At 63.8% G+C, this 21,292-nt stretch carries 18 protein-coding genes and 1 pseudogene; 6 read left to right on the forward strand and 13 right to left on the reverse strand.

Annotated features, from left to right (window positions below):
- Positions 1-74: 74 nt before the first annotated feature.
- Positions 75-278 carry a hypothetical protein gene (locus EV192_RS50960; RefSeq protein ID WP_132126056.1) on the forward strand — a complete coding sequence of 68 codons (204 nt, stop codon included), beginning with the start codon at positions 75-77 and terminating at the stop codon, positions 276-278.
- A gap of 108 nt (positions 279-386) precedes the next feature.
- Here the strand turns inward: EV192_RS50960 and EV192_RS50965 are convergent, their stop codons facing one another.
- The 8 genes and pseudogenes from EV192_RS50965 to EV192_RS50995 form a co-directional block, all read right to left on the reverse strand.
- Positions 387-719 carry a hypothetical protein gene (locus tag EV192_RS50965; RefSeq protein ID WP_132126057.1) on the reverse strand — a complete coding sequence of 111 codons (333 nt, stop codon included), beginning with the start codon at positions 717-719 and terminating at the stop codon, positions 387-389.
- A 339-nt stretch (positions 720-1,058) separates the two neighbouring features.
- Complete coding sequence (locus EV192_RS50970) at positions 1,059-2,024, reverse strand: NAD-dependent epimerase/dehydratase family protein (RefSeq protein WP_207926945.1); 966 nt, start codon at positions 2,022-2,024, stop codon at positions 1,059-1,061.
- Positions 1,972-3,675, reverse strand: coding sequence for a HEAT repeat domain-containing protein (locus EV192_RS50975; RefSeq protein ID WP_132126059.1), 1,704 nt, complete (start codon positions 3,673-3,675; stop codon positions 1,972-1,974). The genes EV192_RS50970 and EV192_RS50975 overlap by 53 nt, the downstream gene beginning before the upstream one ends.
- A pseudogene (locus EV192_RS56595) lies at positions 3,668-4,777 on the reverse strand (DegT/DnrJ/EryC1/StrS family aminotransferase). Before EV192_RS56595 ends, EV192_RS50975 begins: the two are co-directional and overlap by 8 nt.
- Complete coding sequence (locus EV192_RS57245; protein WP_341771005.1) at positions 4,774-5,319, reverse strand: NAD-dependent epimerase/dehydratase family protein; 546 nt, start codon at positions 5,317-5,319, stop codon at positions 4,774-4,776. The pseudogene EV192_RS56595 and the gene EV192_RS57245 overlap by 4 nt, the downstream one beginning before the upstream one ends.
- A complete protein-coding gene (locus EV192_RS57250; protein WP_341771006.1) occupies positions 5,255-5,818 on the reverse strand; it encodes an NAD-dependent epimerase/dehydratase family protein in 564 nt (187 codons plus the stop codon). Before EV192_RS57250 ends, EV192_RS57245 begins: the two co-directional genes overlap by 65 nt.
- Positions 5,819-6,057: 239 nt before the next feature.
- Positions 6,058-6,225: a hypothetical protein gene (locus EV192_RS54470; RefSeq protein WP_165961028.1), complete on the reverse strand. Its 168-nt coding sequence runs from the start codon at positions 6,223-6,225 to the stop codon at positions 6,058-6,060.
- Positions 6,226-6,805: 580 nt separating this feature from the next.
- Complete coding sequence (locus EV192_RS50995; protein WP_132126062.1) at positions 6,806-7,546, reverse strand: DUF2637 domain-containing protein; 741 nt, start codon at positions 7,544-7,546, stop codon at positions 6,806-6,808.
- Between the two features lie 242 nt (positions 7,547-7,788).
- On the opposite strand from EV192_RS50995, the gene EV192_RS51000 reads away from it, so the two are divergent.
- A complete protein-coding gene (locus tag EV192_RS51000; protein ID WP_132126063.1) occupies positions 7,789-8,280 on the forward strand; it encodes a winged helix-turn-helix domain-containing protein in 492 nt (163 codons plus the stop codon).
- Positions 8,259-8,879 carry a transposase gene (locus tag EV192_RS51005; protein ID WP_132126064.1) on the forward strand — a complete coding sequence of 207 codons (621 nt, stop codon included), beginning with the start codon at positions 8,259-8,261 and terminating at the stop codon, positions 8,877-8,879. Before EV192_RS51000 ends, EV192_RS51005 begins: the two co-directional genes overlap by 22 nt.
- A gap of 381 nt (positions 8,880-9,260) precedes the next feature.
- Here the strand turns inward: EV192_RS51005 and EV192_RS51010 are convergent, their stop codons facing one another.
- On the reverse strand, positions 9,261-10,370 hold the full coding sequence (locus EV192_RS51010) for a tyrosine-type recombinase/integrase (RefSeq protein ID WP_243727619.1): 1,110 nt from the start codon (positions 10,368-10,370) through the stop codon (positions 9,261-9,263).
- Between the two features lie 878 nt (positions 10,371-11,248).
- Between EV192_RS51010 and EV192_RS51015 the strand changes: the two genes are divergently transcribed.
- Together EV192_RS51015 and EV192_RS55205 are read left to right on the forward strand one after the other, a co-directional pair.
- The gene (locus EV192_RS51015) at positions 11,249-12,652 is read left to right on the forward strand and encodes a HEAT repeat domain-containing protein (RefSeq protein WP_132126066.1); all 1,404 of its coding nucleotides are present in this window, start codon (positions 11,249-11,251) and stop codon (positions 12,650-12,652) included.
- 234 nt (positions 12,653-12,886) lie between these two features.
- Positions 12,887-13,033 carry a hypothetical protein gene (locus EV192_RS55205; protein ID WP_207926947.1) on the forward strand — a complete coding sequence of 49 codons (147 nt, stop codon included), beginning with the start codon at positions 12,887-12,889 and terminating at the stop codon, positions 13,031-13,033.
- Between the two features lie 252 nt (positions 13,034-13,285).
- On the opposite strand, the gene EV192_RS51025 is transcribed toward EV192_RS55205, so the two are convergent.
- Positions 13,286-16,444, reverse strand: coding sequence for an HsdM family class I SAM-dependent methyltransferase (locus EV192_RS51025; protein ID WP_132126067.1), 3,159 nt, complete (start codon positions 16,442-16,444; stop codon positions 13,286-13,288).
- Between the two features lie 732 nt (positions 16,445-17,176).
- Between EV192_RS51025 and EV192_RS51030 the strand changes: the two genes are divergently transcribed.
- A complete protein-coding gene (locus EV192_RS51030) occupies positions 17,177-17,803 on the forward strand; it encodes a hypothetical protein (RefSeq protein WP_132126068.1) in 627 nt (208 codons plus the stop codon).
- Between the two features lie 2 nt (positions 17,804-17,805).
- Here the strand turns inward: EV192_RS51030 and EV192_RS51035 are convergent, their stop codons facing one another.
- From EV192_RS51035 to EV192_RS51045, 3 genes are all read right to left on the reverse strand, one after another.
- Positions 17,806-18,678 carry a hypothetical protein gene (locus EV192_RS51035; RefSeq protein ID WP_132126069.1) on the reverse strand — a complete coding sequence of 291 codons (873 nt, stop codon included), beginning with the start codon at positions 18,676-18,678 and terminating at the stop codon, positions 17,806-17,808.
- A 301-nt stretch (positions 18,679-18,979) separates the two neighbouring features.
- Positions 18,980-20,074 carry an ImmA/IrrE family metallo-endopeptidase gene (locus tag EV192_RS51040; protein ID WP_132126070.1) on the reverse strand — a complete coding sequence of 365 codons (1,095 nt, stop codon included), beginning with the start codon at positions 20,072-20,074 and terminating at the stop codon, positions 18,980-18,982.
- 113 nt (positions 20,075-20,187) lie between these two features.
- Positions 20,188-21,285, reverse strand: a complete 1,098-nt coding sequence (locus tag EV192_RS51045; protein ID WP_243727620.1) for a DUF2637 domain-containing protein — start codon at positions 21,283-21,285, stop codon at positions 20,188-20,190.
- Positions 21,286-21,292: the final 7 nt, after the last annotated feature.

The following is a 21,292-nucleotide window of genomic DNA, read 5'->3' on the forward strand; positions in this document are numbered from 1 at the left end:
GACGGCGCAAGTTCGCGTGCGAACCCTTCGACAACAACTGGATCAGCCGGCAGCGTCGCCTCAAACTCGCTGCCGTGATGCCCGACGCCGGGTACGTCGCCGAAGGCGACACAGCCGGGCTAGAAAGCATCCTGACCCGCGTGCGGAGTCTGGGCGAGGACGCCATAGCCCCGCTCGGCTTGCATCTGAGCTGGTTGGATACCAATCGCGGGCTCACGACCCTGAAAGAGCAGGTCGAGGCAGCCGGAGTGCCGATCGCGATCGGGCCTGTAAATTAATTCGTGTAAGGCAGGGCGAGCCTGAATAGTCGTCCGATTGGTCGGCTGGATAGGATCAGTTTGTGTCTGCGAGTGAACTGAAAAAACGCCCTGCTGGTGGCGATGGTGTTACCGACGTGTCGTCGCTGTTGAATGCGGACGTGATTGAGGCGTTGGTTGACAGACGTCCAGGGGTATGGGCGTTGGGGAGATGTAGCCCGACCGCGCACCCGTGACCGCGTCCACGATCGCTATGGTCGGTTCGCCGCCCAGCACGGCGTCGAAGTCACCCGCGAACCGTGCCCGGTCCAACGTGAAGAAGTGGCCGACGCCGACCGTGCGCACGCCCAGCCGGCGCAGCAAGCGCGAGTAGTTGACCGCGATGAACGGGTTCGCCCAGTCCTTGGTGGCGATGAGCGGTTCCCCGCCGAGTATGACGACCGTCTTGGGCTCGAAGGACATGACCACTTCGAGCACCTCTCCGTACAGGCTCCCCGGCCGTCGACACCGTCCACGAAAGACTGGTAGTTGTCGAACATCCAACGCATGCTCCACGCCCGCTGGGCTCCGGTGTGGTCGGCGTTGTAGACGACGTGGGAGATGCCCGCGTCGTCGAGGAACTTGGAGAGAAAGGTCAATGTCGGAGCAACGCGGCTGTTGTGCGAGCCACAGAACCGGGGTAATACGGGGGCGCCAGGAGCACCACCTCGACGGTCTGCATGGGTGTCTCGTCTCCCGTCGGTTGGAGTCGGCGACGCTGGATGCCGAGGGCGGCGGTCAGTGCGGGTGACGCGCATGGCGCTACAGCCGGGCGCGGAGCCACTCCACCATCCGGGCCACGCCGTCCTTGGGGCTGATTTTGGGACGCCAGGAAAGAGCCGATGCGATCCTGCCCAGATCGCTGATATAGACGTCCTGATCCCCAGCCCGACGCGGTTCGTACGCCACCTCCGGCTCCGCCTGACCGGTGATCTCGGCCAGCAGAGGTCCGAACTCGCGCCACACGGAGATCGAGAAGTCGGGGCCGCCTCCGACGTTGAAGACCTCACCTGCGGCGCGGCCGTCGATCAACACCGGCAGCATCGCCTCGACGAGGTCATCAACGTGCAGCAGGTCTCGGACTTGCATGCCGTCCCCGAAGATAGTGATCGGCTCCCTTGCCAGCGTCCTGCGCGTGAGCCAGCTCACCCAGCCCTGGTCGACTGTGCCGTTCTGCCACTGCCCGTATATGCACGACATCCGGAACACTGTCGTCGCCAGCCCGAACGTGCGGGCGTAGTCGCGGACGTAGAGATCACCCGCCAGTTTGGAACAGCCGTACGGCGTCGCCGCGTCGGTCGGGAAGTCCTCGTCGACACCTCGTGGGTAGTCGGGCAGGTGGTACCGGGTTTCGACGCGCGCTTTAGTCAGCGGCGCGAGGTCTCCGTAGACCTTGTTGGTCGAGGTGAACAGCACCCGAGCTGCGGGCGCCTGGGTGCGCACGGCCTCAAGTACGTTGAGCGTGCCCCGTGCGTTGATGTCGAAGTCGAGTCCCGGATCGGTCACCGATGTCGTCACCGCGACCTGACCGGCTAGGTGGGCGACCGCGTCCGGTTGGTGGTCGTACACCACCGCGGTCATTGCGGCGGCGTCTCGCACGTCCGCGCACACGAACGTCAGCCGCGACCCAGCGTCGTCGAGGAGCATGTTCAGGTTGGCGAGACTTCCCGAGCGGCTAAGCGAGTCGACGATCACGACGTCGTGGTCGTCGCGGAGCAACGCGCCCACCAGGTTGCACCCGATGAACCCAGCTCCACCGGTGACGACTACGCGCATGGCACTCCTCCTGGAACGGACGGCTAGGTGCGGGAGAGGTGGGGCGGGGTGTACTCGCGAGACGCTGTTCGAACAGCACACCGAAGTCGTCGTCCGCATGATGTCTCGCGGCAGCCGCGCCGGCGTCACTCCAGCCGCGTTTGGCACTCAACCGCAGTGCCTGCATCGCTGAGTACCGGACGTTGCCCGCGCAGTCGGTGGCCAAGACCCGCTCCAGCTCGGCGATCCACCGCTCGGACCGCGAGTGCAGGGCGAAGCGCCCGATCGCGGTCACAGCCTCGGCGCGCACGCTGTCGAATGGATGGCTCCGCGCGACGTCGACGAGCTCAGTCGCGCCCAAGGGTGAATCAGCCTGTCGAGCGAACTTTCCGCAGCACCAGGCTGCCGCCCCGGCCAGCCGGTGATCGGCGGCTGACAGCTGGTCGACGACGGGCCGCCACAACTCGACACGAGCACCGACATGTCCCACTTCGCCCAGGAAGTAGACGGCGTCGCGGACAACCTCGTTGTCGTTGAACCCGACACATCTCGCCAAGATGTCGATCGCGTGGGCTTGGGCGTCCGGTAGCCCGGATACTCCCAAGGCCAGTCCGGCGAACGGAAGCGTGCGCTCGTCCATGCCGGTGGTCGCTCGCAGCAGCTCCGCGACCGCAGGCGCGCCGATCCTGCCCAACGACCAGGCGCACTCGTCCCTGGGGTAAAACGACCGATCACGCAGACCCGCGATGACGAACGGCACGGTGGCCTCACCCCCGATCCGCCCTAGGGCCGCGGCCATCCGCCAGCGGACGTCGAAGTCGTCGTGTTCGAGCAAAGTGTCGCCGATCACGGGGATGGCACCAGCGACCTCAGGGATGTCGTCGAGGCTGCCGAGGTGCATCCCGGCAGCCATGACCGTGGGCCAGGTCGCGTCCGGAGCGCGTAGGTCGGCGATCACTTGGTCTATCAGCTTGAGCGGCGATGCCGAACTCGGTGTGACGAAGGTCCGGTCATTGCGTTCCTCATGTCCGTAGTGGTAGACCGACGCGCTCGGCTCGAACCGGACCCAGCGGCCTGCACTGGGAAGGGCCTGTTTGGTCCAGTAGTGGTCCTCCAGCTCGATCACAGTCTCGTCGAAAGGTCGCGCCTCCCACGAGGTCCGCCGGAACGCGGAGTTCGCGTTCCAGAAATCCGAGTCAGCGAATTCCGACCTCGGGTGGGCGTCCGAGAAGATGTCCAGGTCGCGCTTGTCCAGGAAGCGCGCGGTCGACGGGTAGATCTGACTGCCGTAGACGCCGAGCACTCCCGAGTTCCGGAGGTGTCGCACGAGGGCGTCGAGCCAGTTCGCGTTCGCGGGCACGGCGTGTGCGCTGAGCACGACCACCAAGGCGCCCGAGCATATCTCGATGGACCTGTTGAGAGCGATACCCGGTCGGTAGTCGGAAATGTCGATGACCTTGTTCGCGTAGTTGAGCGCCAACTCACGGGAACCGTCTGTGGAGGCGTTGTCAGCGGCGACAACCTCGACGCTGTAGACGCACTGCTGGGCGGTGACCGCCCTGAGCACGGCGTCGAGGTACTTGGCTTCATTGCGGAATCTCACGATCACACTGATGTCAGGCATGGGACAACGCCTCCCCCGGACCGACGTCGGTGACGGCGGCAGTGACGTGCTCGGCGATGTACTGGATCTTGTCGTCGCGCAACTGGCCGTATGTCGGCAACCACATGGCCGCACCCGCTATCGCGTGCGCGACCGGAAAATTCCCCGACACGTGGGCGAGCACCGGCTGTCGGTCCAGCGCGGGCCAGATCGGCCGAGCGTCGATCCCCGCCCCGCGGAGCCTGTCGACGACCGCAGTGCGGCGAGGTACCCGGATTGTGTGCAGCCAGCAGGAACGACGAGCCCAGGGCGCGCAGGCCGGACCCGAACAGGCATCGGGAAGGAGCTCCCTGTAACGCTCGCTAACCCGGAGCCGCGCGGCAACCAGGTCATCCCACCGCTGAACCTGCCCGACTCCGACGGCCGCCACCAGATTGGTCATCCTGAACTTCCGCCCAAGGATACGGTGCACGTAGGGCTCCTCGGGAGTCATCCCGTGGTTGACCAGCAGCCGCATCGTCGCGGCGAGTTCGGCGTCGTTGGTGCTGGCGGAGCCACCCTCACCGGTGGTGACCGCCTTGTTCGCATGGAAGCTGAAGGTCGACACAACTCCTTGCGCGCCCACCGGCTCCCGCTTGTATGTGGCCCCATGTGCCTAGGCGGCGTCCTGGATGACCGGCAGGCCCAGTCCGGCGAGTTCGTCGTAGTCGGCGGGGTGCCCAAGTAGATCGACTGCGATGATTGCCTTCGTCCGAGCGGTGACGGCCCCGGCTGCGGGGGCTGGGTCGAGCGTCCACGTCGTCGGCGAGACGTCCGCCAAGACGACTTCGGCTCCGACCGCCAGGACCGACATAGCGGGCGCGGCGAAGGTGAGCGCGGGGACGATCACCTGGTCCCCGGGACCGATCCGCAGGGCCCGCAACGCCAGTTCGACGGCCAAAGTGCCGTTCGCCACCGCCACGGTGTGCTTATGGCTGATCCGCGCGTTCAGGGCTCGTTCGAACTCGGCCACGAACTGCCCTGTGCCGGATATCCAGCCTTGACGCATCGCCTCAGCCACGTACTCGTTCTCCACTGCCGAGAGATCAGGAGCACTGAGCGGTATCGAGACCGGCCCGATCATCGCCCCGCCCCGGGAGCTCCGGCGTCGGTGCAGGCGGCGGTCCCCGCGATTCGCGAGGAGAACCACGGGATTGCGAGGTCTAGACCATCCTCAAACGAGGTCTTCGGCTCCCAGCCGAGGACGGAGGACGCGAGCGAGATGTCCGGCATACGCCGACGGGGGTCTTCGGCCTTCTCTGGCCCCAGAACTATGTCGGAGTCCGAAACACAGCGGTCCCGGACCGACCTTGCCAGTTCGATGATCGTCGTCTCTCGCGGGTTTCCGATGTTGATCGGTCCGGGATGCGCCGATTTAGCCATGCGCACGACACCATCAACGAGATCGGACACATAGCACAATGACCGCGTTTGCATGCCGTCGCCGTGAACGGTTATCGGCTGCGCCTTTAGCGCCTGGCTAACGAAGGTCGGAATAACCCGACCGTCGTCCAGCCGCATGCGCGGCCCGAATGTGTTGAAAATGCGGACGATCGCCGCGTCAACCCCGCAGATGTTTTCGGTATGCGGTGACGAGCGCCTCGCTGAAGCGTTTCGCCTCGACATAGACAGCGCGCGGACCGACGGGATTGATGTTGCCCCAGTAACTTTCCGGCTGCGGGTGGACCGCCGGATCGCCGTAGACCTCGCTGGTCGAGGCCAGCACGAACCTGGCCTTCTTGTGCAGCGCCAACTCCAGCAGAGTCCGCGTACCCTCCGACCCCGCCCGCGACGTCTCGATCGGCATGCGTAAGTGATCTGCGGGGCTCGCAGGTGAGGCGAGGTAGACGACCAGGTCGACCTCGCCCGCCAGGTCGAATGGCTGCACCACGTCGGTGTTGCGGAACGTGAACGAATCCTGGTCCAGCACGTGGCGGATATTCTCCGCAAGACCTGTCGACAGGTTGTCGACACAGACGACGTCGTAGCCATCGGCGAGCAAGCGCTCACATAGGTGGGAGCCGAGAAATCCAGCTCCGCCCGCGACCATCGCGCGCAATGCACCCCCCACGTGCTCGAAGCCGTCACCGCCAGGCCAGACTGCCAGACCTGTTGTCACCGACACAACGAAGCGCCTCCTTCACACTCCATTGGACCAGCCACATCCGAATCCGTGTGACGACCCGAAATTGTGGTTAGCCCAAAAACGCAGGCGGTCACCCACTCGTCTCATCTGCCGTCCGCAACGTGCAGCAACGGTTGATGTCGTTCGGCGGCCGGCTGACCGCAGGACCGACGACTCATCCGCCGCACTCGTGCCATTCCCAAGGCTGGCAACGGTTCCTGTCGCGTGACGGCACCGGCTCAGCCTGTGTCCCGGCTGAGCGTGGTCAGCATCGCCTTCTTGCGGGTCTCGTAGGCTTCCCGCTCGGCCTCCGTCGCTTCGGTCCCCCGCTGGATGAAGTAGGCGGCGGTGCGGGTGAGACTGTTGATCTCGGTCACCGGGGTGTGCTCGGGCAAGTTGGCTGACACCATTCGTTCCTCGATGCCCTCGTGACGGGCGTTTGTGGCGTGCGCCGCTGTTCTCATCGAGGTGCCGCAGGCACCATTGATCGAGGTCGGCGACGGTCTGGTCGGGTTCGGTGGTGCCGTCGGGTATCCGGCTGGCCAGGAACCGGCCGGACCGTTCCGCCGGTAAGGACAGGAACTGCAGAGGTTGTGCTTGCCGAAATGTCATCCACGCAGGTCCGGAGCAAGCTCCGCGGGACCGGACCTGCCTGACGCCCCAGCACCGCACACCGCCGCTCGGTCTTCGGCGCGGATGGCTCGACACCAATCACGAGACTTCGCCGCACCAAGCCGCAACCGCTTGCGCAGAGTCTCCGCAGAGATAGGTCGACCGGTCCTCGCCCAATGCTCACGGTTCAGCCGTACTGCCTCAGAAAACTGCCTCCGCTCAACTCCCGCCACCGGCAACGGGGACGCCGCGTCGCGCTCGATCTGCAACGGCGACTCCGGCAGTACATGAACCGTCGGCCGGGCTGCGGTGCTATCTGATTGGTCGCCAGACGCCGATATCGCCGACTCCGATGGCATCCTCGAAACAGCACTCTCAGTTTGGCCCGCTACGAGCACCCGCGCACAGGCGTCGCTCGCGTGGACACCAGTACGCAGCATCCACACCAGATCCGCCGGAGCCTGCCGCCGCCAGCGCCGACCGTAACGCTCTCGAAGTAGAGCTATCGCCCGACGCAGCTCCAACTCGGCATCCACCGCATGGCGATAGCTGGTGAGCTGCCACAACACCATTCGCCGCCACAACAACCAGGTGCGCCAACACCCACCGAACCAGTGGAATCGAGTCGCGTAGCGTGTTGTTCACGCCGCCCATCCGCCGAAGCAGTACCGTACGTCCCGCCTCGACGATGGCCAACAGCATCAACGGTGCCGCCGAGTGCAACCCAACGGCAACCCAGTCCGGCCAACCCCCAGCCGCGTTCGCCACGACCGTGCCGACCGACAGGACACGAACCAGTTGGCGCAGCCACCCGACCGGCGCGCCGATCCAAGCCAGCACCAAATCGAGCGCCACCACACTGATCAAGCCACCGTCGATACCAGCTGGCACCCAGTCTGCCAATGGCACACCCTGCCGCGCAGCCAATTCCGACACCGTCACATACGAACCTGCCAACCCATAACCGGCGACCACCATACCCAGAACCACCGCCACAGCTGCGAGCTGTCCCGAACTCAATCGGCGCAAACGGTCCCTCGCCGATGACTCGTCCGATGAGGGCATCATTGCTGAGGTTCCTTCCGTGGTCGTGGCTGCCGCTGTCACCATGCTCATCACGACCACCCTCCTGTAGGTGAACGATCCGACAGAACCCGGCACGTGCGAGCCCGAGGAGAGCCCGAGAAGACTGGCACAGCACGACACCAAACGACACGTACCAACCAGCCACAGTGGACGTGACGTGCGAAAACAATGTATATTGGCCTCTTACAGATCATGAAAGGCCAGGGTTGATCTTGCCGTTGCTCGGCGTGTCCTCCCCGATCCTGATCGATTCATGATCTACGCAGGGATGGATGAGGTACGCGGATGGAGGCGGCCTGTCCGAGCGGGGCAGGGCCACACGCGAAGCTGTTCGATTGCAGGCGGCCCAGTGGTTCGCTCAGGACGTTCCGGTCGCCGAGATCGCCCGCAGACTGCGGGTATCCACCAACGCGGTCTATACCTGGCGGCGCCGATGGCGAGCCGAGGGTGAAGCTGGCCTGGCGTCACAAGGATCCGGTGGGTCGTCGTGCCGGCTGGACCAGCCGAGACTGGATCGGCTGGCTGCGGCGTTGGAGCAAGGCCCCGCCGCGCATGGGTTCGGCGAGGATCAACGCTGGACCCTGGCCCGGGTCGCCGATCTGATCGCCCGCATGTTCCACACCCGCTACACGCTGCGTTGCGTGTCGTATCTGTTGCACCGCATGGGATTCTCGCCACAGATACCGGCCCACCGCGCGACCGAGCGGGACGAGCGGGCGATCGCTACCTGGCGGCGGGAGGCATGGCCGGCGGGAAAACAGTAGCGGCGCAGCAAAACGCCTGGCTGTGTTTCGAGGACGAGGCCGGGCAGACGCTGCGCCCGCCGAAGGCCCGCACCTGGGGCCGGCGGGGCCGGACACCTCAGATCTCGGTGTCAGGGAAAGGGTCGGGCCGGGTGTCGATCGCCGGGTTGGTGTGTGTCCGGCCTGGGCACCGGCCTCGGTTGATCTACCGCGTGCGGACCCATCGCGGTCGTAAGGGTGAACGGCGCAGCTTCGCCGAAACCGACTACGCCGCCCTGTTGGACGCCGCACACCAGCAGCTCGGTGCCCCGATTGTGGTGATCTGGGACAATCTCAACACGCACATCAGTCACGCGATGCGCAAACTGGTCGCCGCCCGGGACTGGCTGCACGTGATCCAGCTCCCGCCCTACGCCCCGGACCTCAACCCAACCGAGCACGTGTGGTCCCACGTCAAACGCAACCTGGGAAACCTGATCGTGCACGGCATCGACCAGCTCACCGCGATCGTGATCTGTAACCAGCGGGTTCGGGGTTCGAGTCCCTGGCGGCGCACCCGGGAAAGTCGGCGGCGACCAGCCAATCCTCCGGTAAGTGAGGATCATGCTGGTCGCCGTTGATCTATGGTGAGGCCGGCGGGTGGCCGCAGTTGTCCGTCACAGTCCGCGGTCGCCGCTATGGAAATGGTGCCCGGCCTGCAAAGTGTGTTCCGCCTGGCGGCACGTCACGTTGTGCCGCTGTTCGCTGAACGCGTTCAGAGACCCATCCCCGTTGACGAACTCGCATTCCCTGAGGCCTCGATCTCGCCGCCATGGCCTGCCCACAGCGCCACAATCCTCTGCCTCGTGGAAGATCAGCGGCAACTTGGACACCGGGCGCGGCAAGCCCTGTTCGCAGTCGCCGCGTCGGCTGCGGACCTCACCGACCGATGTGTCGGACGCACCCTCAGTTTTGGCGATCCCCTATCTCGACGACGATCTTTCCTTGGTCGACCTGCCCCGCTACGCCACCTTCACGGTCCTCCGTGGCTGGGTGATCGTCGGCGTGACTCCGGCGCGGGACCGGCGTCGCCCTTGACGGGGCCGGCGGCGCAGCTTGCGTGCGGTCCGCTGCGCCGCGCGCAGGACAAGATCAGCGGTTGCTTCCGCCGCCTTGTGGTCCAGACAGGGCAACACGCTGGTGTAAGTGTCTGCAGTGAGCACGATACTGTCGTGCCCCAACATGTTCTGCACCGTCTTCAAGGCATTGCCCGCAGCCAGCGACAAACTGGCCGCACCATGACGCAGATCGTGCAACCTTATCGGCGGAAGTCCAGCCTGGGCCGCCAACCTCCGGAACGAGTGCGTAAAATAACCGGGGCTCAACGGGTCGCCCCGTTTGTTGACAAACAAGAAACCCGTCGGCGGCTCCTCAGCGAGACGCCGCCGCTGCTGTGCGTCTCGCATGCGCCGCAAGACGGTCACCAGTCCATGATCCAGCGCGATGGCACGCACACTCGATCTCGTCTTCGGTGGACAGATCACGGTCTTACCGTTGTGGTCCTGAATCTGATGCGACACCATCAGCACCCGCGCCTCCAGATCAATGTCACACCACCGCAACCCCGCTACCTCGCCACGCCGCAACCCCAGCAACGTCACCAACAGATACAGCGGATACAAACCGTGACCACGTATGTTTTCCAAGAACGCCGCCGTCTGCGCGACCGTCCACACCGCCACCGGCGGCCGCTCACCGGTAGCCTGCCACTGCGCGACCCGAGGCTCGGTCCACACCACCGCCTTCGGCCGACGCCCCGACGGCAACTCCACCCACCGAGCCGGATTCCGCTCAATCAACCCACGCCGAATCGCACCGTTCAGCGCCGCCCGCAGCACACCACGGATCCGCTGCAACGTCGCCGCCGACAACGGCCTCCCCCGCGCGGTCGAGACGCGCATCAGCGACGTGAACATGGCCTGTGCCTTGCCCACAGTCAGATCCCGCAAGGGAACCCCACCAAGATACGGCTTCAAGTAGTCCCGGACGTGCTGGGCATACAGACGTCGAGTCGACGCCGCCAACGCCTGGCGAGTCTCCAACCACAGATCCAGCCACTGCCCCACCGTCACCGTCGTCAAATCAGGATCCGCATCAGCACCCTGCAAATAGTCACGCGCCCGCTCCGCCGCGGCACGTGTACGAAACCCACCGCGGCGCACCCGCTGCCGCCGCCCATCCCGACCAGCCGGCAACTCCAACGAGAGATACCACGACCCATGACCACGCTCAGCCAAACGTGGACATTTCCTACCGAGACGACGACCCTCCACGCGACAACCACACCGCTTAGACACACTGCCTCGACTGTCCACCATGACGTCCCTTTCACCTATCGGTCCGGACCCTTACATGCGGTAGCCGCACTGGCCGCATCGTCACCCTTGCAGTCATATCGTCCATAAAGGACGATCGTGCAGCATGCGGATCAACCTGCTCCGCACTCCTCATCTCACTCCGGAAATGTCGGCAAGCAAACACTCCCAGGAGAACAGTCCGCGATGTCACCGATGTGAGTGACGCACAAGCCCAGCGCGGCACTGGATTCAGCGAGGTCGACAGATCGGTCTGCAACGCGGAGTTGTTTCCACTTATGGGAACGGATATGACGCCTACAGCTGGGATGGGTGCTGGAGATCTGCTGAATCGTGTTTCTCAGCCTCGATCACGATCGACGCCGCCTGTTACAAACCGACTGGCCTGACTGGGGCATCTCGGTGGCTGCCCCGGCACACTGGATGTCATGCATCAGCGCAGCGACGGTCACAAGGGTTCGGGTGACTCGGACGTCGCCTTAGGTGACGTTCGAGTCGCACAGCTGATCAACCTCGAACCGACCGGACGACCACGCAGGTCCGCAGCGTATGACGAAGCGCACCGAGCGCTCTTCCAGCATGCGCACGACCAGACGCTGCTACCAGACCCGGCATAGCTCGACTGGCTGTCAGTGATGGCGGCGCACCCGAGCAACGCGGTGCGCGCTATCGCGGTCAGCGCCCTGGCCGCAGTCAGCACCCATCAGCCGATCATGGTGAACGCCCTGTCCGACGCAGACCCTCGTGTCGTCGCCGCGGCCGTCCGGGGCCTCACCGCCCAGACCACGGCCAGCGTGTTCGACCAGCTGGTCGAGCTGCTGAACCGGACCGAACGCGGATGGGCCTGGGTCTGCCGCGCTGCCGCACAACGCATCGCCGGGTCCAGCCACCCGAGACGGCTGGACATCCTGGCCGACGCACTAGGGCATGTGGATCATGGCAGCGCCCACGACATCGCCCGCACCCTGGCTCGTGCCGGGGACCTGCGGGTCGCACCAGTGCTGATCGAGCTCCTGCGCGCACACTCCCCGAGCAGATGCGCGACCGCGTTCGTGCTCGGGCATCTGCGCGTCGCCGAGGCGACCAGCGCGCTCATCGACGCACTACGCGAGCCCAACATCGAGCAGGCGAAAATCGTGCTGGAAGCGCTGGGCAAGATCGGATCACAGCAGGCCACGCCCGGGATACGCGCCATGCTCGACCACAGCTGCGCCACCGTTCGCGAGGCAGCCCTGCTGGCCCTGGCCCGGGTCGGTGGTCCGCTGGTCATCCCCGCCGCCCTCGCCGCAACCGACGACGGCGATCCCACCGTCCGCGAACGCGCCATCCGCCTGCTCGCCAAACACGGCGATCACCGCGCCGTCGGCCGATTGGCGTCGGCATGCGACGGCCGACACGTCCGAATCGCGCTCACCGGACTCGTCCGACTGGCCGACGCCTCGGTCGTGCCCACTCTGGTGCACACCCTGCTGACCACCACCGACCGGCAGGCCCGCAAGCTCGCCGGACAAGCACTCGCCCACACCGGCACACGGACCTATCTGCCGACCCGGCATCCGAACCCACTTGTCCGTCGCGCCGTCATCTGGGTCGTCGGCCAACGAGCAGACCCAAGCGACGCCCATGCGCTGATCACCGCGATGCAGGACGATGACGAACTGGTCCGAGCCCGTGCCGCAGCCGCACTCGGGGGAATCACCGACACGACGACGCTCGCGAAAACAGTCGCGCCACTGACCCAGGCCCTAACCGACCCCAAACCACGGGTCCGTGCCAACGCCGCGATCGCCCTGGGCCGAACGGCACCCGCCGAGCTACGCGACCGCCTCGCCGGTTCGCTCGCCGACCCGCACCCGGCCGTCCAAGCCGCCACCACCGCGGCACTGCGACCACCCGCCGGCAATCGTCCACAACCAACCGAGCCTGCGCCCACCGTCGTCGGCGGTAGTGACATTTTGGATGAACCACCACGCGTGCCCGCCCAGCCCAGTGGTTCCACTGGGCTGGGCAAAGAGTTGAGAGGAAACAAGCCCTCATGATCAGCACACCGCGGACAGCAGCCTGTGGACTTCGACACCTACGGGGCATACGGGGGGTGCCGAGGCCGTCGAAGACACCGGCCGGCAAGCCGCTTGGCCGACCGGCACCGGCCTTCCCGAACAGAATCACCGCGAACGACACCGAGCCTGGCCGCTACCACCTCTACGCCGCCAGGCCGTGGCCCGTTCTGCCACCGGAGCACGATTGTCCGCGCCCTCAAGGGACTGGAGAACGTGATCTCGATAGCCCTGCTGGACCCCATGCGCGACGGCCGGGGCTGGGCCTTCCGCGAGGGCGAGGGCCACGGCCTGGACGAGGTGAACGGCTTCGCGTTCCTCAGCGAGGCTTACCAGGCGACCATGCCCGGCTTCGACGGATAAGGCTCCGGCACGACCAACGATCTCCTTCAACAAGATCGCCAACCGTATCTCTCCCAACCTCCGTGCCCGTCAAACTGGGCAACATCACCGTACCGCCTCGAAGAACCGACCTCCATCAACCTGTTCAACCGGCAATGGCGATCCCGATTTGACTCGCGTGGGCGACGCCGACGCAGTACCAACCGTCGCGTTTGTTGCGGCAGTCGAAGTTACATTGCCGATACGCCGTCGGCTAACACAACGCAACAAGCTCTATCCCGTAAGGTCGATAGGGATATTAGTGTCACAATTGTTTAGGCTGCGAAGAGTCACACGTTCATCAGTGACTCCATCAAAGAGGAACAACTCTTTGCGTCGACAATCGTCGCAGTCAAGCACTCGTGCGAAACACTTGAAGGAAATCGGCGGTGCCAACTCTGACCAGACGTGGATACGGTCGGGGTGCAGGGGGTCGGCTACGTCCCGTTCGAACCGTTCCCAGTCCGGGTGGCTGGCGACCAGACGATAGCCGACAAGCCTGAAGCCTTCACCTTCACCGAGGTATAGACATTGCTCGACAAACTCCCAGCGGGTGGTGGCAAACCATCCGACCAGGTCCAGGCAGGTCATCACGTCCTGCTCCACAACGACAACCTCGTCCTCGATCGCGCGGTCAGTCATGGCCCCGTGGGCGTGCGCCGGGTCGTTGCGAGCTCTACACAGCGACTCCAGCAGCGCCCCTAGACCTCCCGGGTCAAATGCGACCCTGTTCAGTTCGGGCAGCTCAGGAATCTCGCCATCAGCCTTCAGGTTCCTGAGCACCGTAAGCCACGAGTTGAACGATGCGCCACGGTCAAAGCTCTTCTTGAGGTTGTTACTAAAGACGCCTTGCCTACGGACTCGAATGACGAGCGCGAATAGTCCAAGCACTCTCGTGATGCCTTCGGCAAGGCGTAGGATTCGCTCTCTGCGCGCGGTAGCGCCCTGCGCGAGGCGATACTGGCGAGCCAGCACAGCAACGTGGAACGGATAATTCCACTCGGCACGCCAGAAAGGATCCTCCAGAGGCTGAAGTACCTGGTTGAGTAGGTGCGCCTGGGATGCTGTCGTTACCGCAATCCCCTTCAGTGCCTCCAGATCGGCTACGTCCGTACGGAACACGTTGGGCAGTAGTGTGCGTGTGACTTGATCGATAGTCCGCCTACCTTGATTCAAGGAGGCGATCAGGGCTGCAATCTCATCGTCCCGTAGTGCGACTGTAGGAGTAGGCAGGCTATCAGGGAGAGAAAAACCGCCTGACCATCCAGTGATTTGGCCCGCGTTGAGCCACTCAGCGAGCGTCCCTGCATGAACACCGCCACGTGGCCGTAGAACGGTGAGTTTCGTAAGCGCCTCTCCAAAGTCCGGAGGAAGATGGCGCCACCGGTTGAACGAGCCCACGACGTCTCCACCATGACACAGCGCAAGATTATCCTGGCCATCTGCAGTTGCATCGAGATCGCCAGCGAAGTCGACGGAATCAAGATCCTGAGCACTCAGTAGAGGAAAGACCTGCTCCTGACCGTACCTGCGTGATCGAGACCGGATCTGGTCAACCATCTCGTTAAGTGGACGTGTAGGCCCTTCCCATTTGGCTACTAGGAACGGCTGACGGGGGAAAGTATATCCCGTTACCGTTCGGTCCCAATCGATCCATGCACCTTCGCCGAGCGCCTTCTTGAAGCGAGCGGCGACACTCTCCTTTGTATCGATCAATGGCAGGTCGACTGTCTTACGCAAGTCCGGATCGGGTGTCCGCTCACCGCTCCGCGACAACCGAGGTGATGCATCGAGAGCTCGGACGGTAAAGGCTCGAAGAATCGCTTTGCTCAGCGACGGGCGCGCATCGAGTTCTCGGACGAGTTCAGCCACAGTGACGCGAAGTTTCCGGTCATCGTCGTGAGTTTGGCCAACCAAACCGCGAAGTCTATCCATCAGACGTCCACGGACGCCTGGTTCCAGCGCACCGACAACCTTGGTCTTCCCTACCAGCTCGACCGTATGATTGTTGATCTCCCACCGTACCCGAAGCGGTCGTTCGATGACGATTCGTTGCTTGCCAAGCTTACTGTTCGACATGATTTGGGATCGATCCTCGTCCGCAAACCGCCGATAGAGGCCCAGGATGCCCTGAATGTCTTCTCCGGACAACATTCGACGCTTATAGTTCAACCGCTTACGCAAAGGGGTGTGCATCTCCTGAGCGTTGATCATCTGTATTTTTCCACGCCTAGAAGACTCCTTGCGGTTAGTCAAGATTAGCAGGTATGACCCGACAGCACTGCCAGAGAGAAGACCTTCCGGCAATGCGATGACCGCTTCGACGTAATCAGACTCGATCAGCCACTGTCTAATTTGCGCCTCACCGGAGTTCACGTGGCCAGCGAACAAAGGTGATCCGTTGATTAGCGCGACAGCTCGCCCACCCCCAGAGGTAGCTGGCGTCATGTGGCCCATGAGATCCTGAATATGAAGCAAGGCGCTGTCGGTAGTGCGAGGCAATCCGTGCCGGAACCGCCCTTTGGGCTCATACTTGACATAGTCCTTTATTCCACGCCATGAAGCGCCAAACGGGATATGTGTGACGAGGTAGTCGAATGACCCGGTGAACTCTTGACGTAAGACATTTCCGAGCTTTACTCCCCCGAATGGCACCCCTTGTAACAGGAAGGACGACTTGGCTAGCGCGTAGGCGAAGCCATCTGCCTCGTAACCATTAAGATCGACACCCAATTTAGGAGAAATCTGGTTTATATGCGCATTCAACTTAAGTAGCACTTGCCCATTGCGGCAGCATGGATCCATGACGGACACTATCGAGGAACTGTCAGACAACTCGATCGAATCCTGATCGACCAGCACGTGCGCCATCAGGCTCGCTATGTCAAGCGGGGTCGGATCCGCGTTGCCGCTCTCACCGAACCTGCGGATCAAGTCATCAAACAGATACCCCATCGAAAATTCGTCAAAGGCAGACTCGGAAAGGTCGATGCTAGCAAAACTCTGACACACTCCGTATAGCAGGCCAGCAGCATCCAACCGAGACACGATGAGCCTGAAGCCAAAGCCGTCGATCACTTCACGCACATTAGGAGAGAATCCATCCACGAAGTGCATAAGATTCTCCCTGACGCGTGACGGGTCAGAGAGAAGGGAAGAAAAATCGAACGGACTGGTGTTATAGAAGTCGAAGCCGGTAAAACCATCGGGCACACTCTGATTTTCCCTCAAGTGGTCATGAACCGCTTCTCTGGTAGACGCCAGCATGGAGTCCAAGCGGCGTAGGAAGACGAACGGCAGGATAACTCTGTCGTACTCGCCGACCGCAAACGTGCCGCGGAGCTGGTCAGCAGCCAGCCAGATATGATGCTGGAAGCGGGTCAGGCTGTCCACTCGTCCCCCTAGACGTTACTAACAAGAGCGCTTAGGTTTACCACGCCGTGTTGCGCATGCTGGATGACGTCCACGCTGACCGAACTCACGCCTCGTAGCACGTCAGACTCGACCCTGAAATGATCACCGTGGGTCCCGTGCAGGTATGCAACCCGGCACCGGTTCGGTACGCAGAGGCCCGATCGAGTTGTGGGAACTGCCGGATGAGCAGCGTCGCCGATGGGAGTACACACCACACCAGCACGGAGGTCGCTGGCCTTCGGGATGACGGTCGACCAGGTCGTCGACATACTCTGTGCGATTCGGAATCACGACCGCACCGACCGGGCAAAGTAAGCGTTCAGCACGGCTGGCCCAGTCTTGCTGGACGTGCTGACCAACCGGACAAAGATACCCGTGCCACCCAAGCTCACCATCGTCTAAGGCTGGGGCTTCGCCATCGCCAAGCTCAAAGAACTCCTGCGCAGCCCCGGGAGAGACAAACCTGCCCCGGAGTGTCGTCGCCCTGAGTCCCGTCGTTGAGTGATCCGTGAGCTGTCCAGCGGTTGCAATCCCTTCCGAACAGGTGTTCGATTCACCTGTCAGTAGTTCCTGACCTGCGCGAAGTAGGCCCCGGATCAACGACACCCTAAGGGGCACCCTCTGCGCAGAGCCTGGCGGCCGCTAGGAGAGGATCGCGCCGTGGCGACTGACCCGTGTACTCCAGTCCCGCTGTCACGGGCGGAGGTTTCAGTGTCGGTGTCGCCATCCGCCGTCCCGGTCCAGTCCGGTTCCGCCTTCGTCGTGCCCGGCGAGGACCTGGCTGCCGCCAAGATGCGCCTGTTCGATACGGCCGTCGTGATGGTCCATCGGCTCGATGCGGTGGAGCATCGCCGTCGAGGCGAGTTGGGCCTCGGCCAACTGACGTCGCTGGAGTTGATCGACGTGTTGATGGACTTGCCAGCTGACGTGCCGGTGCCGCAGCGTTCGCTGGACGTGACCAGCTTGCATCAGCTTCGACGCTGCCAACCTGGGGTAGTCGAGTTCACGGGCGCACAAGTGGTACGTCGCGTTGTTCCCGCAGTCATGCCGATCATGGCAGTCGTGTACGCGAAGAAGTGGGACGACGGATTGATTCGAGCTTCTCGATTCGCGTCCTACTGCCAGCGCACGGTCGTGGTGCCCGACCTTCCCGAGAACGCTGATGAAGCACTCGCCGAGGCGTCCTGGTACGGAATCGGTGTTGCCGTCGGCCCCAAGGCCGCTCCAGTGACGGTTCTTCAACCAGAGGTGTTCGCCGAGTGGCGCCCCACTCCGGCATGGTGGCGCTTCGCCGAAGTCGCGTACGGACAGCTCCTACCAGCGCAAGTGCCTGGCTAACGTCAGGAGTCAGGCCACGCGGGGAGAGTCGCCCATACCTCGACCGGTTTCTGCGGTTTGAGCGGTTCCTTCCGCTGCAGCCTGTGGGTAATGAACTGGTGCTCTTGGAGGGAACTGGCGCACAGCGTCCGCCAGAACTCCGCCCGGTCCTTCATCGTCGGTTTCTCAAGCATGTAGCCGGCCCACTGTTCCCATACGGCGACCGCATGGGCGTGGGCCTCGTTCTGATGTGTTCTTCTGAGGAACCGAGTCAGCTGTTGTTCGTCACAGACTGCGCAGCCGCACCGTGGGCCCGGCCGGGCACCGTACAGATCTGCGATCTTGCTGCCCTTCCACCAACACACCAGCTCTGGGAACAGCACGCTGGGTGACTGATCTTTTATTCGCGCCAAAGACTTTTCTTCAGGGTTGATAGTGTGCCGAACCGTTCCTCCGGTACCGATCGCGCCAGCGAACGCGCCGTGTGCCACGAGATCGAGCGCGTTGAAGTCGGTCCGTAACGGCATGAGATCCACTGTGGCAGCCAGTGTTCGCAAGTTCGGGATGATCCGTGCCGTGTCCTGGGCGAGCGGGTCGTATTGCCTCCCCAGCACGAGCCCGACGGGACAGTCCGCGTCGGCCAGGATCGCCGTGGTCTGCCGGATGAAGGCTCGGCCCAGCAGGGAGACATCCAAGGGAACGACGAAGATGACATCCGTTCGACGGAGCTGTTTCACCTGGCCGACAGCCGCCTTCAGCGCGTCGGTGTCACCCGCGGGTATATATCCGGTCGGGGTGAGTGCGGCAGCCCCGCCCGCCACCAACTGCTGATCGAGCACGTCGTCCAGGCTCATCGGCAGCAACTGGTTCTTAGGCAGCTGGAACGGTGCGTCCACTGTGGCCGTGTACGTCTCGTACGCCGCTGGATCCCACAGGGCTACGCCCTCATAGTTCGCATCGTCCAGCGACTGCATCCGATCCTTGGCCTTCGCGCCGGCGAGAACGAAACCGCTCCGCTCGGTGCTGACATAAGGACGCAGGAACGGCACCTGATTCGGCCGGGCGTAGACGAGGATCCGATTGAGCAACGCCCCCACTCTGCCTGCCGGACGTTCCGGGCAAGCCCGCCCCGCGAGCGTTTTCAAACGGCCGGCGAACTCGGACTCGCCCGCGGACGCGGCGCGTCCACCGTGCAGATCAGTCATCGGTCACCGCCAGCAAGTCGTCACCAAGCAGACGTCGGAGGTTGCCTGAGGTCGTCCCGGCAAGCCGGGCGGCGTTGTCGACACCTCCAGCGTTCCGAACAGCGGCGGCAACAACCACGGGAACGAACTGCACCGGCTCGGGACGCAGCGGCTCGGGCTCACTGGTACGCCAGCCCAACGCGGACATCTGGGAATTGATACTGCGATACCGCCCGTCAGTGATGACCGCGAGGTCGACCGCACGACGCAACAAGGCCGCGGCAGACATCCGCCAGTGCGCCTTGAGCTGCAACAAACGCGCCGGGGTGATCGGCGCGGTCGTAAGGTGAGCGCGAACCTGCTTCGCAGGGGCCAGCAGTTCGCTGGCGAACGCCTGCGCCATCTCCTCAGCGTCCATGTCCGGTGCCGGAGCACACGCGACATGCCCGAGTTCATGCGCAAGCGTGAACCGCCGCCGATCGACCGGCGCGTCGATGTTGATCACGAAAACCGGCGGCTCGCCCGGTGGATGCAGGCTCGTCGCATCCACCTCTCGTCCACCCAGCGACATCGGGACAACCAGAGCTCCCACTCGCTCTGCCACTTCGGTCATCGAGTCGATCGGGCCGTCCGGCAGCTTCAACGCACGTCGCAACGCACGTGCGGCATCTTCAGGCCCATCGACGCCGCCGACCTGCAGTGGCGTCAAGGTGAACTCCGGCAGCGGCACACTCGCAACATCGGCGAGCCGACGGACATACAAGCGCAGCAGATTGACCTGGGCGTGCAACCGCCGCAACGTGGAGGCCTTCGTCGACGCGCGATTGCGGTGGTACAGACAGCCGTCTCCCAGAGACCACAACTTCGCGTCACCAGCCAGCAGGTCCGGTGTCGACTCCAAGGCGAGCGCGAACAGGTCCAGCCTGTCCCCCGACACGGTCAAGACGCCCTTCTCAGCTCGAGAGACGTACCCCTGACTGATCTCCGGCTGAGCGCCGGACAACTGGGTAAGCCGCTCAGCCAACTGCTTCTGCGTCAGACCAAGCGCCTCACGAGCGGCGATCAACAGGTCAGGGTTGACGTCCAAGCCGGGCCGTCGAACCATCATGCAAGCAATAATACGTCAAAATATTCCGACTGTCCACAGCCTGTGCACATCTCCCGACTCCCCTATGAGCTGACCGGCAGCATGCAGATCAAAGTGCATCCACTTGATGGCCGCTACCTCACGGCGCCAGCGCCACACACCGCCGCTCGATCTTCGTCCCGGATGGCTCGACACCAGTCGCGGGACTTGGCCGCACCGAGCCGCAACCGCTTGCGCAGGGTCTCGGCGGAGATAGGCCGGCCAGTCGCCGCCCAGTGTTCACGGTTAAGCCGTACCGCCTCGGAGAACTGCTCCCGATCGGCCCGTACTGCGGGCATCCGGGACGCCAACGCGGCATCGAGGTCAACCCGCGACGACGGCTCTGGCGCGGCATGAACCACAGCCTGCATCACGGCGCTGCCTGATTGGTCGCCGGACACTGCCGGCACCGGCTCCGCTGAACTCAGAGCAGGATCGTGAAGCTCAACAGTGGTGCGAACCCACGCGCAGGCGTCGCTCACGTGAGTGCCCGTACGCAGCATCCACACCACATCCGCCGGGACCTGTCGCCGCCAGCGCCGACCGTAACGCGTCCGAAGCAGGGCCATCGCCCGACGCAACTCCAACTCGGTGTCCACCGCCTGGCGATAGCTGGTCAGCTGCCACAACACCATCCGCCGCCACAACAACCAGGTCCGCCACGGCGCCAACACCCAACGAACCAACGGGATCGAATCGCGCAACGTGTTGTTGGCTCGGCCCATCCGCCGGAGTAGAACCGCACGTCCCGCCTCAACGATCGCCAGCAACATCAACGGCGCAGCCGAATGCAACCCAACAGCAATCCAGTCCGGCCAGCCACCAGCCGCATTCGCAGCAATCGTGCCAACCGACAGAACACGAACCAACTGGCGCAGCCACCCCACCGGCACACCAATCCAGGCCAACACCAAGTCGAGCACCACCACAGCGATCAAGCCACCATCGATACCCGCCGGCACCCACCCCGCCAACGGCACACCCCGCCGCGCAGCCAACTCCGACACCGTCACATACGAACCCGCCAACCCATAGCCAGCCACCACCAGCCCCAGAACCACCGACACCGCAACCGCCGTGAACTGTCCCAAACTCAACCGCCGCAAGTGGTCTCCAGTCGTGAGTTCGCGCGACGGAGCCACCGTTGCCGGGGCATCTCCAGTGGTCGCGGCTGCCGCTGTCATCACGCTCATCACAACC

The organism is Actinocrispum wychmicini (assembly GCF_004345645.1).
GTDB lineage: Bacteria > Actinomycetota > Actinomycetes > Mycobacteriales > Pseudonocardiaceae > Kibdelosporangium > Kibdelosporangium wychmicini.